Consider the following 21355-nt stretch of genomic DNA (forward strand, 5'->3'; position numbering starts at 1 on the left):
GGTGACCACGCAGCCTTCTTGGTCGTGACTGACGCGGGTGCCCGATAGGGGATCCCCCAGCGGCGAAGATCGCAGACGATCGGTTCTGGGTGTGGCCGCGGCGGGCTTGGATCAGCTGCTCGCAAACGACGAACGGTTGAAAACGGGGTTTTGGACCGGTTCGGGTTTCTGGGAAGCCCGCAGGCCCGGCGCTCCTCAGACGGTCCTGAGTCGGACGGTCAGCAGTTCGCCGAGCGCGCCTCCTCTAGGTCCGTTATTTGGCCAGGGAAAGAGACACGATGATCAGCCCGTCGGTAGGCACGGGGCAGTCCTCAAGGCCGTCGTAGGGCAGGACGGTGCCAGTCACATCTGCAGTCGCTGTCGAAACGCTGGCCGCCACACCGTCCGGCCCATCCAGATTTACGAGCTCGCCCTCCGCGCTCTGATGACGCTCCACGACCGTGAAGCCCTGATCTTCGAGGGCTTCAATCGCTTTTGGCGCGTTCGCTTCATCGTCGAGGACGACCTGACGGAGGTAGCTGTTTCCGGTTTGATCAAAGGGCCCAGGCAGATACGTAAAGTCGCATTTCAGGTCACCTAGTTCGCTGAGGTCTAGCTCGTCGAATTGCTCGTTGATGGCCGTCACCTGCGGCGCCGTAGTTGAGGTGCACCCGCCAAGAACCGTGACCAACGCGACGGTCATAGGGACGAGTGCTGTCTTCCTCATGAAAACTCCAACGGTTTCGGATTGACCACATTGTTCATGACCTTTACCTGAGCTCGTGCTGTTCGCTATACCCCCCGAGCAGCCGAGGGCCGACGGGAACGGTCACCGCCGCCCGTTAGGGGATCCGCTACCGGGTTGCCATCCGTCGGGGCGAATTCATCGTCGGGTCAGGGCTTCGGACTCTGACCAGAGGCGCTGAGCCACGTCGGGGTCGACGGCATGGCGCATGACGCCGTGGGTCCCGTCGATGATGTGGTCCACGACGTCGGCCGGGCTGCAGTCTTCCCAGTACGCCGGGGCGCCGACGCCGAGCTCCGCCCGTGTGGCGACGAACACCGATGTCGCCGCACCCTGCTCGACAGTCTTGACGCGGTGGGAGTATCGGCGCTTCATCTCGGCCAGCACGGCGGGGTCCCAGTGGCGTTGCAGTCCGGTCCAGATGCCCCCGGGCATCACGGCAGCGGCCGTGATGCCCTCGCCGTTCCATCTGTGCGTGGCCTCGATGCCGAACAGCACGTTCGCGGTCTTCGATTGCCCGTACGCGATCCCTGGGTCGTAGGGCGTCCGACGGAAGTCGAGGTCGCCGAAGCGAATTCCGCTCGCACCGTGGCCGCTCGATGACAGGGAGATGACGCGCGCTCCCTGAGCCATGGCCAGCGCCTGGTGGAGGCCGTTGGCCAGGGCGAAGTGCCCGAGGTGGTTGATGCCGAAGTGCCACTCCTGACCCTCGGGCGTACGTCGTTCGGGGACGTGCATGACGCCGGCGTTGGCGAGCAACAGGTGCAGGGGGCCCGACCACTCGGCGGTCAGTCGACGCACGGAGTTGAGGTCGGCGAGATCGAGCTCCCTCACCCGGAGGGTCGCGGCCGGGTCCTGGGCCCTGATCTCCTCGGCCGTCCTCTCGCCGGCCTCGACGTTGCGGGCCGCTAGGACCACCGTCGCGCCGGCCCGGGCGAGAGCCCGTGCCGTCTCGACGCCGATCCCTGAGCTGGCACCCGTGACCAGGGCAGTCTGGCCGTGCAGGTCTACGCCCTCGACCACGTCGAGGGCGGTCGAGGATGCATCGAACCGTCGGGCGTCCTCGAGTGTCCGGTCGGCGTTCATCCGAGTCGGACCGCAGCGATCCCGCCGTCGACGTCGACGGTGCTTCCGTGCACGAACGCCGCCTCGTCCGAGACGAGCCAGCGGACCGCGAAGGCGACGTCGACCGGTCGGACCGGTCGGCCCGCGACGGTGCCCGCCGTCATCGCGGCCAGGACGTCGGCGCTCTCGGCGTTGCCGGGCGTGCTCGTCGCGCCGGGCGACACGGTCGTGACTCCTACGCCGGAGGGCCCGAACTCGGCCGACCAGGTGCGGGTCATCTGCTCGAGGGCGGCCTTCGAGGCGGTGTAGGCGGCGCCGAAGGGGACTCCGACACGAGCCATCCACGAGCCGATGTTGACGATCGAGCCGCCTCCGCGCTCGACCATCGCGGGGGCGAGTGCTCCTACGAGCACGTGGGGCGCGCGGACATTGACCGCGAGGACGGCGTCGAGGTCAGCGTCGGCGAGGTCGGCGGTAGGGCCAACGGGGTAGATGCCGGCGTTGTTGACGACGACATCGACGTGGCCGCCGAGCGCGTCCTCAGCTGCCGCGGCGATGCGGCGCACCTCTGACGCGGTCCCGCCGAGGTCGCCGACCACGGCGTGGGCGTGACCGCCGGCCGCGGTGATCCTGCGCACGACGGCCTCGGCGCGTCCGGCGTCGCGCCCGTTCACGACGACCTCGGCGCCGGAGGCGGCGAGGACGCGGGCGATGGCCTCGCCGATGCCGCTGGTCGAGCCGGTGACGAGAACGGTCTTGCCCGCCAGGCGGGTGTCGACGGCGAGGGTCTGGAGTTCTTCTTCATTGGACTTCATGGTCCATTCTTAGCATAGGAATGGACTGTGCGGTCCAGGCGGGTAAGATCGCAGCGTGGACGAGACGAAGCTCACCGAGCGCGGCAGGGCGACCCGGCAACGGATCATCGAGGCGACGGGCGAGCAGATCCTCGCGTCGGGCATCGGCGGAACGACCCTCGAGACCGTCCGGGCGGCGACGCTGACCAGCAAGAGCCAGTTGTTCCACTATTTTCCTGGCGGCAAGGCGGAGCTCGTGCGTGAGGTCGCCGTGTGGGAGGGCGCCCAGCTGCTCGAGGCGCAGCAGCCGCACATCGACGACCTCGGCTCGTGGGAGTCGTGGAGCGCCTGGCGTGAGGCCCTCGTTGATTACTACCTGGGCCTCGGCCGGTGGGCCTGCCCGATCGGCTCGCTCGCGACACAGTCGGCCATGACTGATCCCGAGCTCGAACGGGTCATCGCTGAGAGCATGGGTGCGTGGCGCGACCTGCTCGCCGCGGGCGTGCGCAAGATGCAGGGGTCGGGCGACGTCGACCGCGAGGCCGACCCGGAGCGGATCGCGATGGTGATCCTCACGGCGGTGCAGGGTGGACTCGTGATGAGCCAGCCGCTGCGTTCGGCGTGGCCGCTCGAGGCGGCGCTGGACTCGGCGCTCGACCCGTTGCACCGCGCCCGCGTCTGAACTCAGGCCCGACCGTTCGTGCGGGGGCCGCATCGGACGGCCTGCTCGTCGCGGGGCTGCTCATGGCGTGTTGTCACACAACGTTGCACCTCTTGTCTGACTGTCGGAGCCGGAGCGTCCCGTAAGGGGATCGCTCGCCGGTCACCGATGCGTCGTCAGGCGGCGACGGTTTCGTATTCGGCGTCCATCTCAGATGCAAGCCCTTCCAAATCGACGGCCGAGGGCTCACCAGTAGCCACCCCGGTTAGGTCCACCACCATCCAGTTGCCACCGTGCACCAACGGCACGGGGCCTTGTTGGGTATCGCTCCAGAGGTTTAGAGCCTTGTCCAGTGCCGCCTGGTCCTTGTAGAGGTCGATCTGCACGTGGGGCAGGCACAGAACTTGGTCCGTGGGCAGGGCGTCGCCGTTCATCGGGGTGACAGGATCGCCGGCAGGGTCGGTGTCGCAGCCAAGGTGCTCGTCAACGGCGGAGACGAGCTGATCCATCGAAGTGAAGCTTGGCAGGTCGCCGGTCCCCGCCGCAGCAGTTCCGCCGCATCCTGATAGCAGTAGGCAGAGAACCCCTGCTCCTGCAGAAGCTTCGAGGATGCGTCGTCGGATCATCGTGTCCTACCCTTCGCGACAGTGCGGCTGGTGCGGCTGGTGCTGCTGCGAGCATACGCACACCCCTGCAGCTAAACGCAATGTCCTCTGCTCGGTCCGTCCCGATAGGGGATCGTCTATCGGGCACCGTTTGTAACCTCGCTCTAGCGATCTCCGTTACCGATCTGCCGCATCGCCATGCGTTAGCCAGTGACTGATGTCGATGGGCTGAGTTGGTGGCAGGTCAATGTCGTTAGGCCGGATCTGGTGCTCCGTGAGCCTGCCCTTCTGCAAGCTGTTCCGTCATCCAAGGAGAGCGATTGGCTGCCAGCTCTACGGTTAAGCCATGAGGACGCGACGAACTTTCATGGCGCTGGGTGCGGTCACCGGTGTTACGGGCGCTCTCGTCTTGACTCTTTTCTTGTTGCAGCCCTGGCGGTCCTGCTCCTACGACGACCGTCCGTCGGCCTGCGCCATGCTCCCTGCCGACGCATCCGTTCTCATGGTTTCGGCGATTACCACCCTTGCGGGCGTGACAGTTCTGGTGATGGCATGGCTGAGCGCTCAAGAACCGCGGTCGATGCCCGCCAGTCGGCGAGTCACAGTGTTTGGAGCCGTTCCGCTGTGCTTTGTGGTGGCCGTGGCCGGAGTCCTCTACTTCGTCTGATGCGGCGACCCTCCCAAGCTGCTCGTCACACTTTCACTCCTGCCGACATGACCTCCAATAGACGATCTATCTTCGGTGACCGAGTGTTGCTGGGCCACGGCCTGCACTTCGAGGAATTACGAAAGAGGAAAAGTCGATTCACGACGTCACACTTTGGTGCTCACTGGACATTACTTCTGTGACAGCGGAGAGCCCGCGGTCATCGGTTGGATCGGATCACCTTGCCCAAGCACAATGTTGACGAACTCCTCGCTGGGAGCCGCCCGGCGTTTACCACCTCAGTCGCTACGGAGGCGGCACTCGATGCTCTTGTGGCAGAGACTCGCGTTGCCACTGGGAGCCGGCGGCTTCCCCGGCGCCGAAAAGCACTCTGGCTCGTGCCCGGCAGCATTCTTGCCGTCGGAGCACTCACGGCCGGCGCAGTCGCCGTCGACGGGCTGACACGAATCGAGACCCCGATCCCCGTCGAGTACGTCACCGACACTGGGGTCACAGTCTCGTGCACTGCCACCATCGAAAGCTCGTACTTCTCGCCCAGGTTCACCGAGGTCTCCACTTACTACCGAAATGCCGACTTCACCACGAGCGGTCTCGGTCAGCGCATTTACGAATACGCCCTTGTTCTGGCTGGCGACAAGGCAGGCACCCCCGGCGATCTCCCCCAGTCAGTGCAGTCAACAGCGCAAATCCCGGGAATCGGAGATCAGCAGCCCCTCGAAGACGAATCGGCACTGTCCGTGTCCATGCTCGAGTTCATCGTCATGGATGTATCCGACGAACTCGGCCTGCCCGCCGGCACCGTGAGTGGCTGGGCAGAGATCGATTCGGACTGCGACGGACAACTCCATTGACGGGAACGACGAAGCCTCACCCTCACAGAGAAGTAGGCGCAGATCTCGCTGACTTGTTCCGCAACGAGGCTAGAGGGCTGCTCGGGTTCTTCATACGACGTGACGTACCAGCCGAGGACGCAGCGGATCTCGTCAGTGAAACGTTCCTCGCAGCCTGGCAATCGAGCACGACCCGCACAATCGAACCGGACATGCTTCGTGCCTGGCTGTTTGGCATCGCTCGCAAAAAACTCTCGCAACACCTACGAGGTCGAACCCGGCGGACCGCCTTGAGCGCACGCCTTCGGCTCACTGTGTCTGCCGATGCCCTCGAGCAACATGCCTCAACCGAGAACATGGAAAGAGTCGCCTACGTACGAGCGGCAATTGAGCAGCTTCCGGTGGTAGATCGGGAGATCGTGCGCCTCGTCTACTGGGACGGTTTCACCCAGGAAGAAGTGGCTTTAATCCTTGGAAAGCGGGCCACGTCAGTTCGTGCCCGCCTTTCCCGAGCCCGGAAGGTCCTCCACGATCAACTTGCCGACAAGGGCCCGCGTGACGTGCCCGGCGCATTCCGCGGGCGTGTCATTGGCACCACCGATGCCTGATAGGCGATCGGCCATTAGCTAGGGGTTCGCGAGTCAGCTCAGGGCGGCGATGACGCCTGCTACGAGGATTCCGGTTCCGAGTCCGATCGTGATGGTCATGGCTAAGAAGGGGCGACTTCCCGATCGCACCCCGCCTCGCTTCCTGAGGTTGAACGTGTAGGCGAAGCCTGCCGCGACGACGAGAGCGCCGATTACGGTCATGACGAGCGGAACGGTCTCCATGCTCGAACCGTAGTGCAGCTCTGCGAGCGGTTTGGCTAGTCGTCATAGCGGCCGCCCGCTAGGGGGCCAAGGAACGCGACCTCTAGCTTCAGAGTGTCTCGATAGACGATCCTCTACCGAGGAACCACCTCGATCTCTGCGTCGGGTGTCGGCGGGACGGACAACGCCCAGGCGTTCATCGACTCAAGCACGGGCCGGAGCCCCTGCCCCGTCGGGGTGAGCTCGTAGACGACGCGCGGCGGGATCTCGGAGTACGCCGTCCTGGTGACGAGGCCCGACGTCTCGAACTTCCGGAGGCGGTTGGTGAGGGTGTGCGCACTGATGCCGGGCAGCGCCTCCTTTAGCTCGGTGAAACGAGCCGGGCCCTCGAGGAGCTCTCGCACGATGAGCGTTGCCCAGGGGCCGTCGAGCAGTGTCAGGAACTTCGCGATGCCGCACTCGGGCCAGATCTCCCCACAGAAAGCCATGAACATGGACAGTACGCCATTGGTGCAGTTGACGTAACTGGTGCACCAGATGCATTGATAGCTTCATGACCTATCTCATCCACGGCGCTACTGGCGCCCAGGGCTCCCCCGTCGTCGCATCCCTTCTCGCTTCCGGCGCCGCCGTCACCGCGGCGGTCCGCGACCCGTCCGCCTATGAGGGAGGCGGCGCGCCCGTCGCCGTCGACCTGATGTCGGTCGCGTCCCTCGCGGCGGCCTACGCGGGCGTCGACGGCGTCTTCGTGCACCTTCCGGTCGGCGACGCCGCCCAGCAGCTCGCGCATGCCCGGACGGTCGTCGCAGCCGTCGAGCAGGCACGGCCGGCCCGGGTGGTCGTCTCGACCAGCGGGTACCCGACGGAGGGCGACGGTGCGGCTGAGAGTCCCGTCGGCGTCCTCACTGCCGGTCTGCGGGCGACCGGGGTCTCCGTCGCCGTCGCGGCCCCGCGCCTCTTCCTCGAGAACCTGCTGCTGCCGCCGGTCGCCGCGGGCGTGGAGCAGGAGGGCGTCCTCCGCTACCCGATCCGTGACGACTACGCCGTGTCGTGGAGCTCGCACCTCGACGTGGCCGACGTCGTCGCGCGACTGCTGCAGGACGGCTCCGTGACCGGTGTCGTCGGGGTCGGTGCGCTGCCCGGCCTCGTGGGCTCCGACCTCGCGGCTGGCTTCGCCGCAGCCTCGGGCACGAGCGTGCGGTTCGAGGCGCAGGACGTCGACGACTTCGGCCGCGTCATCGAGCCCCTCTTCGGCTCAGCCGGAGCGGACCCTGTCGTGGCCTCGTACCGGTGGCGGGCCACCCTGCCCTCCGAGCTCATCGACCCTGCCACGAGCGCACAGCAGCAGCTCGGGCTGAGCCCGCGCACGGTCGAGCAGTGGCTCAAGGACCTCCGGGCCTGACCCGTTCGCTGTACGACAGCAAGGGCTGCTCCCCGACCAAGGCGATCTTCAGTTGGGGAGCGGTTCTGATCTGGCCAGGGCCCGCTCGTGGTGTTCGTCGGCGCTAGTCACAAACGATCGTTTCTGCATGCCCGATAGGGGATCCGTGCCTGGGATGCTAGCGACGTCGGGTCAGGTTCGTCGTTCCATGCAGATCAGGTCAGGACGCGGGTCCCATGAGGCAACGGCTTGAAACCCTCGTCTGGAGTAGAGCCTGATCGCGTCATCCCGCCACCTCCATACTGTCAGCCGGAGCGGGCGCTGCTCGTCACGTGTCAGCGCTGCGTTGAGGAGCGCAGATCCTGCGCCAGTTCCGCGAGCAGCTGGATCGACCCACACTCTCTTCAGTTCGTCCGCGTCCTGGTCGCTGTGGACCACAGCGACGCCGACTAGGTGGCCTTGCAACTCGGCCACGTACACATCGGCAGAGGCATACGCGGAGTAAGGGTCGTCGACTTCGTGGCGGTACTTTTCAGGCAATGGCGTCGGACCGTGGGCGCCGTCTAGGTGCTCGGCCTTTTCCCGCTCGGTCTGGATGAGGTAGTCGGCGATGAGCTTTCCTACCTGCGCTGCGTCACTTCCGGTGAGATTCGCACGACGGACGGTCGGCACGAGTTGCTCGGGGGTGGACATGCCACCATCATTTCGTGCCGCGCGGAACACTCGTGCACTGCCCGATAGACGATCGTCCAGCGGCCGCGGCATGGCTCGTGGACCCTCGACAGGTCCGGCCATGACGGCGGGCTGGGGGTCTGGGTGCCATAGGGGTCTCTTAGCAAGGCCATCGGGTGCTGAGGGCGGTGTTTCTTACCGTGTTCCTCGTCCTGATCCCTGCACCGAGGAGAACCGTGTTCCTGACCTACCTGCTCAGAGAGCTGAGCAACAGACGCAAGCAGACCGTGATCATCGCGGCGGGCATGGCCCTGGCCATCGCCCTCGTGATGATCGTGAGCGGGGTGGCGGCCGGTGTGAAGAACGCCCAGTCGACCGTCCTCGAGTCGGTCTACGGCGTCGGCACCGACGTCACCGTCACGCAGACCGCCGAGCCGGGCGCCGACGGGCCCGGCCAGCAGTTCGCCTTCGGCTCCGGCGACGGCACCACCACCGACGACGGCAGCACCGAGGTCGCCCAGAGCACCCTGTCCGCCGCGCGCGGCACCGCGACCTTCGACTCGTCGGCCCTGACCACCGTCGAGGGCGTCGACGGCGTCTCCGCCGCGACCGCGACCCTGAGCCTGCAGGCCTCCAGCTTCTCGGGCACGGTGCCCGACTTCTCCCAGGGGGGTGCAGGAGGCGCGGGTGCCGACGGTGCGACCGGTGACGGCACCGACGCGGGCACGCAGGCCGCGCCTCCCACCGGCGGGGCCGACGGCGCGGGCGGCAGCGCGTTCGACGTCGACCAGTTCTCGGTCACCGGCCTCGACCCCGCGACGAACGCGGTCGGACCGCTCAGCAGCGCCTCGCTAGTCGACGGCCGCAGCTTCACCGCCGCCGACGCGGGGGCCGACGTCGTCGTGCTCGACCAGACGTACGCCACGAGCGCCGATCTCGCCGTCGGCGACACGCTCGCGATCGGCGGCACCGACTTCACGGTGGTCGGGATCGTGGCGTCCACGTCGTCGGACGCCGCCACCGCCTCCGACACGTACGTGCCCCTCGACACCGCTCAGGCACTCAGCGGCCTGACGGACCAGATCAGCGACGTGTACATCACGGCGTCGAGCGCCAGCGGCGTCGACGCCCTGAAGTCCGACCTGCAGGCCGCATTGCCGGACGCCACGGTGAGCACCCAGTCCGACCTGGCGTCGAGCGTGTCCGGCTCGCTGTCGACCGCGTCCGACCTGATCGGGAGGCTCGGCACCTGGCTCTCCGTGGCGGTGCTCGCCGCGGCGTTCCTCATGGCGATCCTCTTCACCGTCTCGGGCGTCGGTCGACGCACCCGCGAGTTCGGCACGCTCAAGGCCATCGGCTGGAGCGGCTCCCGCATCACCCGGCAGGTCGCGGGGGAGTCCCTCGTGCAGGGCCTGATCGGCGGAGTCGTCGGAGTCGCGGTCGGCCTCCTCGGGATCCTGGTCGTGAACCTCGTGGCACCGACCCTGTCCGCCGCGGCCACCGCCCAGGCGGCAGGCCCCGGCGCCGGCGGCCCCGGATCAGCGGGTGGAGGCGGCGTCGGCCAGCAGGTGGCGCAGGCCACCACCGACGTCGCCCTGACCGTGCCCGTGACGGTGTCGATCGTCGTCCTCGCGGTGGGCCTGGCCGTCGTGGGCGGCCTGCTCGCCGGAGCCGCCGGGGGATGGCGTGCCTCGCGCCTACGCCCCGCCGAGGCCCTGAGGAGCGTCGCGTGACCGACATCCACGAAGCAACGGACCCGATCCCCCGGCCGGCTGCGGCCGGCGAGACCACCACCATCGCCTCCGGAGGCACGCCGCCCATGTACACGCTCACCGCCGTCACCAAGACCTACCAGCAGAAGAAGCGCACGGTGACGGCCCTCGCCGGCGTCGACCTCGTCATCCCCACAGGGCAGATGGTCGCGATCCAGGGGCCCACCGGCGGAGGCAAGTCCACCCTGCTCCAGATGCTCGGCGCGCTCGACCGGCCCACGAGCGGCACGGTCCGACTCGGTGACTCCGAGCTCTCGGCGGCGGGCGACCACGCCCTGGCGGTGGCACGGGCCCGCGAGATCGGCTTCGTCTTCCAGGGCTTCAACCTCATCCCGACCCTGACGGCCGCGGAGAACGTCGAGACGGCCTTCGCGGACGGCTCGACGCCCCGGGCGGAGCGCCGGGAGAAGGCGAGGGCGGCGCTGGCGTCCGTGGGGCTCGCCGAACGAGCCGACCACCTGCCGAGCGAGCTCTCGGGCGGACAGCAGCAGCGGGTGGCCATCGCGCGGGCGCTCGTCAAGGAGCCGAGCGTGCTGCTCGCGGACGAGCCGACGGGCTCGCTGGACGAGGCCACCCGCGACGAGATCATGGACCTGCTCGAGGGCGTCTGGCGTGACCGCGGGCTCACGGTGGTCATCGTCACGCACGACTCGGCCGTGGCCCGGCGCGCACAACGCCGCCTTCGCATCGCGGGCGGAGAGCTCACGGAGCTGGGGCCGGCTGCCTGACCTCTCGCACCATGGCCGACGGTCAGATGACCGGGTGGCAGGTCGATCACGGAGCGGGCTCACCTCGATGATCGCAGCTCAGGCCCGGGGACGGTCGAGGGAGGCTGAGAGGTGCACCCCCGTGGAGCGTCCTCGCGACGTCAGTGGAACGGGCAGCGGGAGGGCGCTCCGGCGGCTCGGATCCGCCCGCCGGACGACGGCTTCGTCGGCAGCCGCCGGCGGTCGACCGAGAGCCCCTCGCCGAGGATCGTCAGACGGGGGTCGCTGAGGGCCGTGACCGCGGCGGCGAGGCCCGCGATCGCGAGCTTCTCGCCCGGGCACCGGTGGCCCGCGGCCGGGTCTCCGCCGCCGTGCGGGACGAACGTCGTGATCGCCTCGTAGTCGTCGACACCGGCGAAGCGCTCCGGATCGAACTCGGAGGCGCGGTCCCAGGACGCGTCGTCGGTGTCGGTGCCGAGGATGTCGAGCAGCACCCGGCCCCCAGCCGGCAGTCGCTGCCCGTCGAGCTCCACGTCGTCCCGCGCCCAGCCCGGCAGCATCGGCACGAACGGCGCAGTCCTCCGGACTTCCTGCGCGAAGGCGACGGCGAGCGGCCCGCCGGTCAGGGTCCCGCGCTCCGCGCCCTCCGCCGCGATCCGCCCTCGCCACTCGGGGCGGTCGTGCAGTTCCCCTGCCGCGAACGCGACGAAACGAGCCACGGCGATCATCGGGCGGATGCTGTTCTGCAGCTCGATCCCCGCCAGCTTCGCGGGCAGCAGCGAACCCTCGGGGTCCCGGTGCCAGGCCCACTCGTGCAGAGCCGTCCCCGGGTCGGGCTCGAGAGCGCCGGCACGGACGGCCTCCACGAGGCGTCGAGCGTGACGGTCCGACCACGCGCGGTTCGCGGCCGCGAGCAGGTACTCGGGGGAGTACGGCACGCCGAAGCCGTCGACGCTCTGTGCGAGGCGCGCGGACCATCGGGTCCGTGCTGCCGCCGTCCCGGGCAGGCCCGCCCAGGCCATGCTCGCTCGCCCGAACGCTCCGACGGCCGCGTCGTAGGCGGAGCGTCGACCGCCGGCCAGCCACTCGTCGACCTCACGGCGCCACTCGCGATCGAGCAGCGGCGTCAGCCGCGCGACCTCCTCGTCGTCGTAGGCGACGTCGAGGAAGGTCGCCTTCCGGTGCCGGTGCTCCGCCTCGTCGAGGCTGTGGACCGACCCCCGGCCGAACAGCGTCTGCTGGACGACCGCGGGCATGGCTCCGTGCCGTGCGATCCGCTGCTCGTCGTAGAACAGCTCGACGGCCTCGGCGCCTCGCACGAGCAACGCCGGCCGCCCGAGGAGCCGCAGAGGCACGGCCCGCGCACCCGGGCGGGTGCGGCCCCACAGTCGGGCGCCGAAGCCGTAGCCCCGAGTGAGCACGGAGAGGGAGTCGTCACGCAGCGGGTTCGTCTTGGCAGTCGAGTCGGACATGCGGCCATCGTGGCCTCACTCGCCAGTTCAGGGCCGCCGCGGCGGCAGCGTGAGGATCTCGGCGCCGTCGTCGGTGACGAGCACCGTGTGCTCGCTGTGCGCCGTGGCGCACCCCGTGGCGCTGCGCAGCGTCCAGCCGTCGGGGTCGGTGACGAGCTGGTCGGTGTCGGCCATCACCCACGGCTCGAGGGCGAGCAGCAGGCCTGGTCGGAGGCGGTAGCCGCGACCGGGGCGGCCGTCGTTGGCGACGTGCGGGTCCTGGTGCATCGTCGATCCGATGCCGTGCCCGCCGAACTCCAGGTTGACGGCGTAGCCGGCGTCGGTCAGGACGGTGCCGATCGCGTGGGAGAGGTCGCCCACCCGGGCACCGGGGCGGACGGCCGCGATGCCGGCGATGAGTGCCCGCTCGGTGGCCTCGATCAGCGCGGTGGCCTCGGGTGCGGCCTGGCCGACGACGAAGCTCACCGCGGAGTCGGCGGCGACGCCGTCGAGGGAGACCGCGAGGTCGAGGGTCACCAGGTCGCCGTCGACGAGCCTCTGCGCGCGGGGCCTGCCGTGCAGCACGGCGTCGCCGACGGAGGTGCAGAGGTGGTGCCCGAAGGGACCGCTGGCGAACGAGGGGGCGTAGTCGACGTAGCAGGAGTCGGCACCGGCTCCGTCGATGAGCTCGCGAGCCCAGGCATCGAGCTCGAGGAGGTCGGTGCCCACCTCGGCCCGGGAGCGGAGGGTGTCGAGGATGCTGCCGACCAGGGCCCCGCTCCGACGGGCTCGGTCGATCTCGGCTGGGGCGAGGATCTCGATCACGCGGGCTCCCAGGGGTCAGGCCGTCGAGGTGCGACGGGCGCACCACCCACGGGCGGTATTGTTATCCCGGTAAGACTATCCCGCCCCGCAGCCCGTCGGCTACCATCGCCCCATGGTCCGCCTCCCGCTCACGCCCGCTGAGATCGAGCGTGGCCGCCGGCTCGGCGCCGTGCTGCGCCGCACGAGGGGCGAGCGCCCCCTCCTCGAGACCGCCCTGGCTGCGGGGATCTCGCCGGAGACCCTCCGCAAGATCGAGTCCGGTCGCGTCGCGACGCCGTCGTTCGCGACGATCGCCTCCGTCGCCCGGGTCCTGGGGCTCTCACTCGACGCGCTCTGGGCCGACGTCGAGCTGCAGGACGCGGAGGCGCCAGGCGGCCTCCTCGGCAGCGAGACCCCCGGCAGTCACCCGGCCCTCGCCTCCTGACGTCGTCACGGCGCTCGGCGACGGAGAGGCTCGACGTCGACGTCACCGAGCTCGTCGTGCGCCCTGCCGTGCAGCGCTGAGCCGCTCGTCGACGCGGCGTCGACCCGCCGTCAGGGGAGGACGACCACCTTGCCCACGATGCGCCCCGTCTCCGCCTCGGCGTGCAGCGCGGGCAGCTCGGCCAGGGGGATGTGCCTGGTCACCTCGACCGTCAGCTCGCCGGCGTCGACGAGCGCGACGAGCTGCTCGAGGCGGTCGCGGTCAGGTCGCACGAACACCGTCGCGGCCCGGACGCGGCGGGACGCGTCGCCGGGCGTGGCGATGAAGGCGGTCGTGCTCACGACGACGCCGCCGTCGCGCACCGCGGCGACGTCGGCCTCGAACTGCGCGGGGTCGAGCGGCGCCAGGTTGAGCAGGACGTCGACCTGGCCTGCGAGAGCACCGAGCACGTCGGTCGCGGTGTGGTCGATGACCTGGTCGGCGCCGGCGGAACGGACGGCGTCGGCGCTGCGGGGGCTCGCGGTCGCGACGACGTGGGCGCCGAGTCGCTTCGCGAGCTGGATCGCGTACTTGCCGACGACGCCGCCCGCGCCGATGACGAGGAGACGCTGGCCGGCCCGCAGCTCGCCGTCGTCGACGAGGGCCTGCCACGCCGTCAACGCCACCGACGGCAGGGCCGCCGCGTCGGCCAGCGGGATGCTCGTCGGGGCGGCGACGAGAGCGTCGGCCGGGGCGACGACGAACTCCGCCGCGCCTCCGTCCCGTTCCATCGGCAGGAAGCCGACGACCTCGTCGCCGACGGCCAGGCCGTCGACGCCGTCGCCGAGCGCCTCGACCGAGCCCGAGACGTCGTAGCCGGGCACGTGCGGGAGCGCCACGGGGATCGGGAGGAAGCCGCCCCGCATGCCCGCGTCGGCCGCGCTGTAGGCGGACGCCGCGACGCGCACGAGGACCTCCCCCGCCGCGGGGGTCGGTCGCTCGACGTCGCCGTACTCGAGGACCTCGGGTCCGCCTACCTGGTCGAAACGCACTGCCTTCATCGTGTTCTCCTCCGTCGTGTGCTTCGAGTTCGAAGCAATTCCCAGAACGTAACACTGCTTCGAACTGGAAGCAACCAGTAGGCTCGGAGCCATGACCGACTCTCCGACCGTTCTCACGCCGGCGCAGCTCGCCGCCTACTTCGCGTTCACCGAGGTCAGCGCTCTGCTCCGGCCGTCGGTCGAGGCGCAGCTGCGGGAGTCGGGCGGGCTGAGCTACGTCCAGTTCCAGCTGCTCGCCCGCCTCGGCGACGACCCGGACGGGCGACAGCGCATGACCGACCTCGCCGACGGGGTGGTCCACAGTCGGAGCGGACTGACCTACCAGGCGCAGCTGCTCGAGCACCGCGGCCTGGTCGTGCGCTCCCCGTCGCCCGACGACGAGCGCAGCACGGTCGTGACCATCACGGGTGCGGGCCGAGACGTGCTCGCCGCGGTCTTCCCGGGGCACATCGAGACCGTTCGTGGCCTCCTCTTCGCCCCCGTGACGGACGACGACGCCGAGCAGCTCGCCCGCATCCTCGGCCTCGTCACCGCGCACCTGCGTGCGGCCCCGCCGCGCTCGGCGCGGAGGCGCGCGTCGAGCTGAGCCATCGGACAGGGATCACGCGAGCCGCGTGCTCCTCACCCAGGTCGGCCGCCGGTCGATCACCAGGGAGACGACGTGCGACCGCCCCGCGTGGTGACCACTGACGTCGTGTTCGCCTCACGGGGCGGTCGGGTGTGCTGATCCGGTGCTACTCGGCGGAGGGGACCGCCAGGGTGCGGCGGTGACGGGCGGCGACCAGCAGGCCGCCTCCGACGAGGAGCAGGAGAGCTGCGCCGATGACGCCCTGGCCGGCCTCTGCGCCGGTGTAGGCGAGACCCGTCGGCCGGGCGACGGGCGCCGCCGGGGTCACGACGGGCGGCACCACGGCGGCGGGGGCTGCGACGAGGCTGAAGGCGACGATGTTCGAGAACTCGGACACGCCTCCCGCCTCGTCGACGGCGCCGTCGGACGTGAGCTCGGCGGCGACGGCCTGGGCCACGTAGTCACCCGGCAGCAGCGAGACCGTGATCGTCCAGTTGCCGGCGTCGTCGACCAGGATCGGGTCGGCGAGGTCGGTGAGGTAGAACCGGCCCTCGGCAGGCGACTCGAGGTCCGTGCCGTCGAAGAACGACTGCTCGGCGACGGTCAGGACGATGCCCGAGCCGACCGGACCGGTGCCGGAGACGGTGACCGTCCCGCCCGAGACGACCTGCCCCTCCGTCGGGCTGGTGATGACCGGCGTCGGTGTCAGGACGACGACCTCGTCGACGACGGTGACCTCGGCGGCCAGGACGATGCCGGAGCGCACGCCGGTGAGGGTGATCGTGTAGTCGTCGGGAGCGACGGTGTCCGTGAACACCAGGGTGTCGGCGTAGGCGCCGAGGTCGTTCTCCGCGTAGTAGTTCAGGTCGCGATCGGCGAGCTCGACGGCGGCTCCGTCAGAGTCCGTGACGACCGTGCGCACCTCTTCGCCGGGGCTGAAGCCCGTCGCGGCGACCGTGATCCCGGTCGTCGTGGCCTGTTCGACGGTCACCTCGTCCGGGGTCGCGGTCACCGTCTGTGCGATGGCGGGCACGGGAGGCTGCGCGAAGGTGAAGGCGATCGAGAGACGACCGACCTGGGCGTCCGGGTTCGTCTGGGTGACGGTGGCGCCCGACCCGAGCGAACCGGGCGCGAGGTCGAGGAAGGTCGTGGGCACCGAGTATGCCCCGCTCGGGTCCGCGACGGCGGTGCCGGCGACCGAGTTGCCGAGGGCCTTGTTGCTGTAGGTGACCGTGACCGTGCTGCCGGGCTGCGCCGTGCCGGTGAAGACCGGAGTCGTCGTCTCGACGACCTCACCGGTGCCGGGCGACGTCACGGTGAACGGGAACGAGGGGTTCGGCGCGACGGCGAGCTCGAACGTGTACGCGGACGGCGTCACCTCGGGGTCGGCGACGCCGGACAGCGAGTCGGCGCCTGAGACGGTCGCCACGACGGTCGTCTCACCGGGGGGCAGCTGTCCGAAGTTGGCGTTGGCGGAGAACGACCCGTCAGCGTTGTGGGTCGTGCCGCTGAACAGGGCCTGGGCGGCCGTGCCCGTGCCGATGTCGTACGTGAGCACGAGGTCGTCGGCCGTGGGGAGGCCCGTCCCCGTGATCGGCACGACCTGGGGGAGGCCTGCCGAGTTGTCGTAGGTGGACCCGGGAGCCGGCGACGTGATCGTCACGGGAGCCGCGGCGGAGGCGGGGCCCGCGGCGAGCAGGACACCTCAGAGCGAGTGCGAGGGCCGTCGGCACAGCGACGAGGCCCCTGGTGGCTGAAGAGCGCAAAGGAGTGCTTTCTGTCGGAACGGATACATGCGTCATTGCAAGTCCGTCGGGGCCCAGCACCTCGACGAGCAGAAGAGGGCCTCAGCCCCCGTCGAGAAGCTATCAGTTGCTCACGTTCTTGAGGAGACGAGTTCTGTCACCCGGTCGCCGCAGCTACCGGCGGCTCGTCAACTCCACCCGGTCGTGCGTCTCGACGGCGAAGTGCTGCCCCGGGTAGCGGAGGCCGGCGAAGTACATGTTCGTGTGGGCGACGATCTGCTCGCCGGTGATGACGACGCCGTCGTGCTCCGCGTCGGTGGTCGTGTGGGCGTCCGAGACGAGGGTGACGTCGAAGCCCCGCACGGCCGCCGCCTGCGTCGTCGTGCGGACGCAGTAGTCGGTCTGGGCGCCGGCGACGACGAGGTGCTCCGCGCCCAGTCGCTCGAGCACCTCGTCGAGGTCGGTGCCGACGAACGCGTCGCGGCGGTCCTTCCGGACGAGCGGCTCGTCGTCCGCACGGGCGAGCGGCGGAGCCAGCTGCCAGTCGTCCGTGCCCTCGGGGAACTCGTCATGGTCCTGCACCCAGACCACGGGCACGCCCTCCGCCCTCGCCCGGTCGACGAGACGGGCGGTCCGCTCGAGGACCGCGTCGGCGTCGACGCACCCGACGACGACGCCGCGCTGGAGGTCGATGACGAGCAGGGCCGTGGCGGAGGTCATGCCGCGAGCATCCCAGCGCGGGGCGGTCCGCCGCAACGTCACCGCGGGCGGCTCGCCAGGCCGACGGGCCTGCGAGACTGGACGCATGCACCCCGTCGTCGTCACCGACACCCGCTGGGGTCCGCTGGCGTGACCGACTACGTGCGTCCGGCGTTCGCCGAGACCGTCTTCTCCCCGCGGGCGTCCGACCCCGACCTCGGCGACGACCCGTCGTACGCCGACCCGGAGACCTACCGCCCCGTCGCCGCCGTGGCCCAGGCGCTCGTCGAGCACGTCGCCCGCGAGTACGACGTCGTCGTCGACGCGCCGCTGGAGGTCCCCTCGGTGCACGCACGGTGGCTGCCCGAGCCCGTGTCGCGCATCGTCCGGATCTCTCCCGTGCACCCCGGGGAGGTCACGGTGTGGATCGTCATCGGCACCGAGCCCGGCGTCGTCGGCGTGGCCGCCGGCGCCTTCAGTTCGTTCGCCTTCCCGTTCTGCAGCTGCCAGCTCTGCGACGAGCCGTGGCAGCACGTGGCCGACGGCCTGGAGGAGGTCGTGCTGGCGCTCGCCCGCGACGGCGTCCGCGAGACGGTCGAGGCCGGGAGGCGAGGTCGGGCGGAGTGGGCGCTCTCGCGGTCGAGCCACGCCTGGTCGGGCAGGACCCCGACGCGCGGCGTCCGTCGGGCCGAGCTCCGACGCTGGGAGGACGCGCTCGCCGGGCTGCCCGACGGTCGCTGGGCGGGCTGGACGCCTCGCCGGCACGACGGCTGACCCGAGCCCTCGCGGGGTCGCACCAGAGCGCCCGACCTACTCCGCGGGCGGAGCCGCCTCGAGAGGCGCCTCGACCAGACGCGCCGTGACGCTGACGACGACCTCGTCGGCACCGGCGCCGAGCTCCGCCACGGTCTGACGGACCACGTCGGCGGCCCGGGCGAGGGTCTGCGGGGTGGGCACCGCCACGTCGGTGGCGACGTGCGCGGCGACGGAGAGCAGGCCGCCGGAGCGGTCGACGTCGACGAGGCCGGTGGGCTCCGCGAGCTCGAGCCCCTCGGCGACCAGGGTGACCGCCGCCTCGACGACGGGGTGGGCGTCGAAGACGTCGACGACGCCGGGCGTGCCGCGCAGCGCCCGGGTCAGGGCTCGCGACAGGGCCTGGTCGGTCTCGGCCGTCTCGGGGGCGTCCACCATCTCGTCGGTCATCTCCGCGCCTCCTCTGCTCCTGTGCCGGTGTGGGGGCCGGCGCCGGGGCCGGTGCCGCGGTCGCCCGGCAGCCACACGTCGTCGACGGTCACGTCGATCGCGGTCACGGCGAGCTCGGTGTGCAGCCCGAGCGTCGCGGCCACGCGGTCGCGCAGCTGGTCGGCCACGGCGTTGAGGTCGAGCCCGTAGCGCACCGCCGCGGTGACGCGCACCACGACGGGCGCTCCCGCCGTGTCGACGTCGCCGTCGAACGACGTCGAGCTGAGCAGGACCCCGTCGAGGTCGTCGCCGGCGCGGCGCACGAGCCCGCGCGCCGCGGCCTCGGTGACGCTGAGCTTCGTCGCCGGGTCGGGGTGCCCGACCGGGATGTCGCGGCCGCCCACGACCTCGTGGCGGATGGTCTCGAGCAGGCCGGTGATCCAGGTGTCGTCGCGGTCGGGCTCACGCTCGGCCTCGCGCTCGAGGGAGGCGTGCGAGAGTCGCGTCACCCGGTCGAGCGCCTGCAGGTACAGACGGCACTCGGCGGACCCCTCGATGCGCGGTTCGCGCGGCGTCCGGCCTCGGTCGAGGTAGTCGGCGAGCTCGTCGACGGGCACGCCGTCCACCAGCTCTGCCGCGTCGAGGGGCGCGGAGTCGTCGATCGGTGTCATCGCCATGCCTCCATCTCGCCCATCAGGAAGATCCGTGCCCGGGCGATCTGCCCGCGCACGGTCGAGGTCGGCAGGTCGAGGGCCTGCGCGATCTCGGCGTACGAGTAGCCCGCGGTCTCGCGCAGCAACCAGCAGCGTCGCTGGTCGAGGGGGAGCTTGTCGAGGGCCGACCACATCGCGTCGAGCTGGAGGCGCGTCTCGACCTGTCGGTCGGGGGCCTCCGAGCGCGGCGCCGGGCGCTCGTACGCGTCGACGTCGTCGTGGTCGCGGCGCACCCGCAGCCGGTCGATGCTCCGGTTGCCGACGATGCGCATCAGCCAGGCCCGGAGGGTGCCCGGGTCGTCGAGGTCGCCGAGCCGCCGCCAGGCGACGAGGAAGGCCTCCTGCACGACGTCGTCGGTCTCGACGTCGGAGCCGAGCAGCCGGCCGGCCAGCACGCGCATGAGGGGGCCGTGACGCCGGGCGATCACCTCGAAGGCGTGCACGTCGCCGTCCCGGGCACGCGTCGCGAGCGTGCCGTCCGAGGCGTCGAGGAGCGGGTCGTCGGCGATGGTGTCGACCTCCCGGGCGATCGGGCGGGGTGCGGCGCACCTCGCCGGGCGGGGCGTCGTGCCCGCGGCGGAGCGCGGGTGGGTGACCCGCGCTCCTGTCGTTGCTACCACGGCGGGCTGGGCGGGCGGCGCGTCCTGGCCGCTGGTCGAGTCCGGGGGCCTCGTGATCCGCGCCTCCCGGCCCACGCTCCCCGCACCGCGCTCCCGCCCCGCGCCTCCTCACCGGGTGCGGGGCGCGTCGGGGCGGACGACCCTGTCGGCCCGTCTTCTGGGGTGCCGACGCGACCCGTCGAACCCGTCCGCAGACACGAATCATCCTCACTGCACGACGGATCCGTGACGAACCTGCCACGTCGCACGTCCTGTCAGTGGTGCCCGCCCGAGGGCGTGCGCACCGGAGAGGAACCGAGCATGACCACGTACCAGACGCTCGCCGTCGCCCCCGCCCCCGCCGACGGCACGGCAGTCTCCGACCGACCCCGCCGGGCCAGCGCCTCCGGCACCGATCCCGACGAGGCCTGCCTGCACTACGAGCAGGTCTGGGGCGGCCGCGGCTTCCGGGCCGAGGCTGTCGACGACGCGTTCACGTACCGCTGCTCGTCCGTCGACGACGGGCGCGTCACCCTCCTCACGTCGACCTTCGGCGGGCGGCTGCACGGCGAGGTGCCGTGGCCCGACCGCTACGCCGTCGGCTGGTTCCGCGAGGGGGCCGGGTCCGTCGACCACCGCCGGGGCGGCCACCGCAGCCGCGCCTCCGACCCGTTCCCCCTGCCCACCGAGCTGCCCTACGAGCTGCGGCTGTCGCCGCACGTGCAGCACGTGGTGCAGGTCGAGCCCGGCTTCCTGGAGGAGACCGCCCGCGAGCGACACGGCGGCCCGGCCCAGCTCGTCGTGCTCGACGGCTCGGCGACGCCCACGCCCGAGGCGGTGCAGGGATGGAGGCGCGCCCTGGCCGCCGTCACCGGCCCGCTCGTCGAGGTGGGCACGTCGCCCCTCCTCCGCGCCGAGGCGCAGCTCGTGCTCGTCCACGCGATCCTCGACCTCTTCCCCTGGAGCGTCTCGGACGTGCCCGCGACCGTCCGGTCCGTCGGCCCGGGCCGCCTGCGCGACGCCGTGGACTTCGTCCACGAGCACGCCCACGAGCCCATCACGCCGTCCGACGTCGCGGCGGCCGCAGGGCTGCACCCCCGCACCCTCCAGCAGTCGATGAGCCGCCAGCTCGGCGCCTCGCCCGCGGCCTATGTGCGGCAGGTCCGCCTCGACCGGGTCCACGCCGAGCTGCTCCGCGCCGCCCCGCGGGAGGTCCACGTCGCCGACGTCGCGACCCGCTGGGGCTTCGGCAACCTGGGCCGGTTCTCGGCCTCCTACGCCCGCCGGTTCGGCGAGCAGCCGCGGGAGACCCTGCGGCGATGACGGATGCGCGGGCGGGATGTCCGGGAAGTGAGTGTCCTCAGCACGCTTCCTGACAGCCGCCTGAACCACCGTGACACCTGACCACGTCGATGCGTCTGA

25 protein-coding genes are annotated in these 21355 nt (G+C 70.7%); 10 read left to right on the forward strand and 15 right to left on the reverse strand.

Features of this window, described 5'->3' with window-relative positions:
• Positions 1-253: 253 nt before the first annotated feature.
• The 3 genes from IFT72_RS00005 to IFT72_RS00015 all read right to left on the reverse strand — a co-directional run bounded on the left by IFT72_RS00005 (position 254) and on the right by IFT72_RS00015 (position 2604).
• Positions 254-706, reverse strand: coding sequence for a hypothetical protein (locus IFT72_RS00005; protein WP_192045220.1), 453 nt, complete (start codon positions 704-706; stop codon positions 254-256).
• 156 nt (positions 707-862) lie between these two features.
• On the reverse strand, positions 863-1810 hold the full coding sequence (locus IFT72_RS00010; RefSeq protein WP_192045221.1) for an SDR family NAD(P)-dependent oxidoreductase: 948 nt from the start codon (positions 1808-1810) through the stop codon (positions 863-865).
• On the reverse strand, positions 1807-2604 hold the full coding sequence (locus tag IFT72_RS00015; RefSeq protein WP_192045222.1) for an SDR family NAD(P)-dependent oxidoreductase: 798 nt from the start codon (positions 2602-2604) through the stop codon (positions 1807-1809). The genes IFT72_RS00010 and IFT72_RS00015 overlap by 4 nt, the downstream gene beginning before the upstream one ends.
• Before the next feature lie 55 nt (positions 2605-2659).
• Between IFT72_RS00015 and IFT72_RS16525 the strand changes: the two genes are divergently transcribed.
• A complete protein-coding gene (locus IFT72_RS16525) occupies positions 2660-3265 on the forward strand; it encodes a TetR family transcriptional regulator C-terminal domain-containing protein (protein WP_192045223.1) in 606 nt (201 codons plus the stop codon).
• Between the two features lie 155 nt (positions 3266-3420).
• On the opposite strand, the gene IFT72_RS00025 is transcribed toward IFT72_RS16525, so the two are convergent.
• Positions 3421-3753, reverse strand: coding sequence for a hypothetical protein (locus tag IFT72_RS00025; protein WP_055974433.1), 333 nt, complete (start codon positions 3751-3753; stop codon positions 3421-3423).
• 984 nt (positions 3754-4737) lie between these two features.
• On the opposite strand from IFT72_RS00025, the gene IFT72_RS00030 reads away from it, so the two are divergent.
• Together IFT72_RS00030 and IFT72_RS00035 are read left to right on the forward strand one after the other, a co-directional pair.
• Positions 4738-5367 (forward strand): hypothetical protein, encoded by a 630-nt coding sequence (locus IFT72_RS00030; RefSeq protein ID WP_162234626.1) that lies wholly within the window; start codon positions 4738-4740, stop codon positions 5365-5367.
• A gap of 53 nt (positions 5368-5420) precedes the next feature.
• Positions 5421-5954: an RNA polymerase sigma factor gene (locus IFT72_RS00035; RefSeq protein WP_162234627.1), complete on the forward strand. Its 534-nt coding sequence runs from the start codon at positions 5421-5423 to the stop codon at positions 5952-5954.
• A gap of 33 nt (positions 5955-5987) precedes the next feature.
• Here IFT72_RS00035 and IFT72_RS00040 read toward each other — a convergent pair whose 3' ends face one another.
• Together IFT72_RS00040 and IFT72_RS00045 are read right to left on the reverse strand one after the other, a co-directional pair.
• Entirely contained in the window at positions 5988-6176 is a 189-nt protein-coding gene (locus tag IFT72_RS00040) for a hypothetical protein (protein WP_192045224.1), read from the reverse strand.
• A 113-nt stretch (positions 6177-6289) separates the two neighbouring features.
• Positions 6290-6643, reverse strand: coding sequence for a helix-turn-helix domain-containing protein (locus tag IFT72_RS00045; protein ID WP_043595645.1), 354 nt, complete (start codon positions 6641-6643; stop codon positions 6290-6292).
• 65 nt (positions 6644-6708) lie between these two features.
• Between IFT72_RS00045 and IFT72_RS00050 the strand changes: the two genes are divergently transcribed.
• Positions 6709-7557, forward strand: a complete 849-nt coding sequence (locus IFT72_RS00050) for an SDR family oxidoreductase (protein ID WP_192045225.1) — start codon at positions 6709-6711, stop codon at positions 7555-7557.
• A 171-nt stretch (positions 7558-7728) separates the two neighbouring features.
• On the opposite strand, the gene IFT72_RS00055 is transcribed toward IFT72_RS00050, so the two are convergent.
• A complete protein-coding gene (locus IFT72_RS00055; protein ID WP_192045226.1) occupies positions 7729-8229 on the reverse strand; it encodes a GNAT family N-acetyltransferase in 501 nt (166 codons plus the stop codon).
• A gap of 215 nt (positions 8230-8444) precedes the next feature.
• On the opposite strand from IFT72_RS00055, the gene IFT72_RS00060 reads away from it, so the two are divergent.
• Both IFT72_RS00060 and IFT72_RS00065 read left to right on the forward strand, forming a co-directional pair.
• Complete coding sequence (locus IFT72_RS00060; RefSeq protein WP_192045227.1) at positions 8445-9941, forward strand: ABC transporter permease; 1497 nt, start codon at positions 8445-8447, stop codon at positions 9939-9941.
• Positions 9942-10027: 86 nt separating this feature from the next.
• Positions 10028-10708: an ABC transporter ATP-binding protein gene (locus tag IFT72_RS00065; RefSeq protein ID WP_192045836.1), complete on the forward strand. Its 681-nt coding sequence runs from the start codon at positions 10028-10030 to the stop codon at positions 10706-10708.
• Between the two features lie 140 nt (positions 10709-10848).
• Here the strand turns inward: IFT72_RS00065 and IFT72_RS00070 are convergent, their stop codons facing one another.
• Together IFT72_RS00070 and map are read right to left on the reverse strand one after the other, a co-directional pair.
• The gene (locus tag IFT72_RS00070) at positions 10849-12159 is read right to left on the reverse strand and encodes a cytochrome P450 (protein ID WP_192045228.1); all 1311 of its coding nucleotides are present in this window, start codon (positions 12157-12159) and stop codon (positions 10849-10851) included.
• 27 nt (positions 12160-12186) lie between these two features.
• Entirely contained in the window at positions 12187-12963 is a 777-nt protein-coding gene (gene map / locus IFT72_RS00075) for a type I methionyl aminopeptidase (RefSeq protein WP_192045229.1), read from the reverse strand.
• 112 nt (positions 12964-13075) lie between these two features.
• Between map and IFT72_RS00080 the strand changes: the two genes are divergently transcribed.
• Positions 13076-13387 carry a helix-turn-helix domain-containing protein gene (locus IFT72_RS00080; RefSeq protein ID WP_192045230.1) on the forward strand — a complete coding sequence of 104 codons (312 nt, stop codon included), beginning with the start codon at positions 13076-13078 and terminating at the stop codon, positions 13385-13387.
• Positions 13388-13497: 110 nt separating this feature from the next.
• Here IFT72_RS00080 and IFT72_RS00085 read toward each other — a convergent pair whose 3' ends face one another.
• Positions 13498-14427: an NADP-dependent oxidoreductase gene (locus tag IFT72_RS00085; protein WP_192045231.1), complete on the reverse strand. Its 930-nt coding sequence runs from the start codon at positions 14425-14427 to the stop codon at positions 13498-13500.
• Positions 14428-14518: 91 nt separating this feature from the next.
• On the opposite strand from IFT72_RS00085, the gene IFT72_RS00090 reads away from it, so the two are divergent.
• Positions 14519-15013 carry a MarR family winged helix-turn-helix transcriptional regulator gene (locus IFT72_RS00090; protein WP_192045232.1) on the forward strand — a complete coding sequence of 165 codons (495 nt, stop codon included), beginning with the start codon at positions 14519-14521 and terminating at the stop codon, positions 15011-15013.
• A 148-nt stretch (positions 15014-15161) separates the two neighbouring features.
• Here the strand turns inward: IFT72_RS00090 and IFT72_RS00095 are convergent, their stop codons facing one another.
• Both IFT72_RS00095 and IFT72_RS00100 read right to left on the reverse strand, forming a co-directional pair.
• Positions 15162-16658, reverse strand: a complete 1497-nt coding sequence (locus tag IFT72_RS00095; RefSeq protein ID WP_192045233.1) for a hypothetical protein — start codon at positions 16656-16658, stop codon at positions 15162-15164.
• Positions 16659-16914: 256 nt separating this feature from the next.
• Positions 16915-17460 carry a cysteine hydrolase family protein gene (locus IFT72_RS00100; RefSeq protein ID WP_192045234.1) on the reverse strand — a complete coding sequence of 182 codons (546 nt, stop codon included), beginning with the start codon at positions 17458-17460 and terminating at the stop codon, positions 16915-16917.
• A 129-nt stretch (positions 17461-17589) separates the two neighbouring features.
• On the opposite strand from IFT72_RS00100, the gene IFT72_RS00105 reads away from it, so the two are divergent.
• A complete protein-coding gene (locus tag IFT72_RS00105; protein WP_192045235.1) occupies positions 17590-18213 on the forward strand; it encodes a DUF6226 family protein in 624 nt (207 codons plus the stop codon).
• A 36-nt stretch (positions 18214-18249) separates the two neighbouring features.
• Here IFT72_RS00105 and IFT72_RS00110 read toward each other — a convergent pair whose 3' ends face one another.
• From IFT72_RS00110 to IFT72_RS00120, 3 genes are read right to left on the reverse strand one after another with little or no spacing between them, the layout of a single operon-like run.
• Positions 18250-18642 carry a hypothetical protein gene (locus IFT72_RS00110; RefSeq protein WP_192045236.1) on the reverse strand — a complete coding sequence of 131 codons (393 nt, stop codon included), beginning with the start codon at positions 18640-18642 and terminating at the stop codon, positions 18250-18252.
• Entirely contained in the window at positions 18639-19292 is a 654-nt protein-coding gene (locus tag IFT72_RS00115; protein WP_192045237.1) for an Asp23/Gls24 family envelope stress response protein, read from the reverse strand. The genes IFT72_RS00110 and IFT72_RS00115 overlap by 4 nt, the downstream gene beginning before the upstream one ends.
• Positions 19289-19954: an RNA polymerase sigma factor gene (locus IFT72_RS00120; RefSeq protein WP_371741112.1), complete on the reverse strand. Its 666-nt coding sequence runs from the start codon at positions 19952-19954 to the stop codon at positions 19289-19291. The genes IFT72_RS00115 and IFT72_RS00120 overlap by 4 nt, the downstream gene beginning before the upstream one ends.
• 300 nt (positions 19955-20254) lie before the next feature.
• On the opposite strand from IFT72_RS00120, the gene IFT72_RS00125 reads away from it, so the two are divergent.
• Positions 20255-21256: a helix-turn-helix transcriptional regulator gene (locus IFT72_RS00125; RefSeq protein ID WP_192045238.1), complete on the forward strand. Its 1002-nt coding sequence runs from the start codon at positions 20255-20257 to the stop codon at positions 21254-21256.
• Positions 21257-21355: the final 99 nt, after the last annotated feature.

Origin of the sequence: Frigoribacterium sp. CFBP 8754 (assembly GCF_014841815.1) — a bacterium.
GTDB classification, from domain to species: Bacteria; Actinomycetota; Actinomycetes; order Actinomycetales; family Microbacteriaceae; genus Frigoribacterium; species Frigoribacterium endophyticum.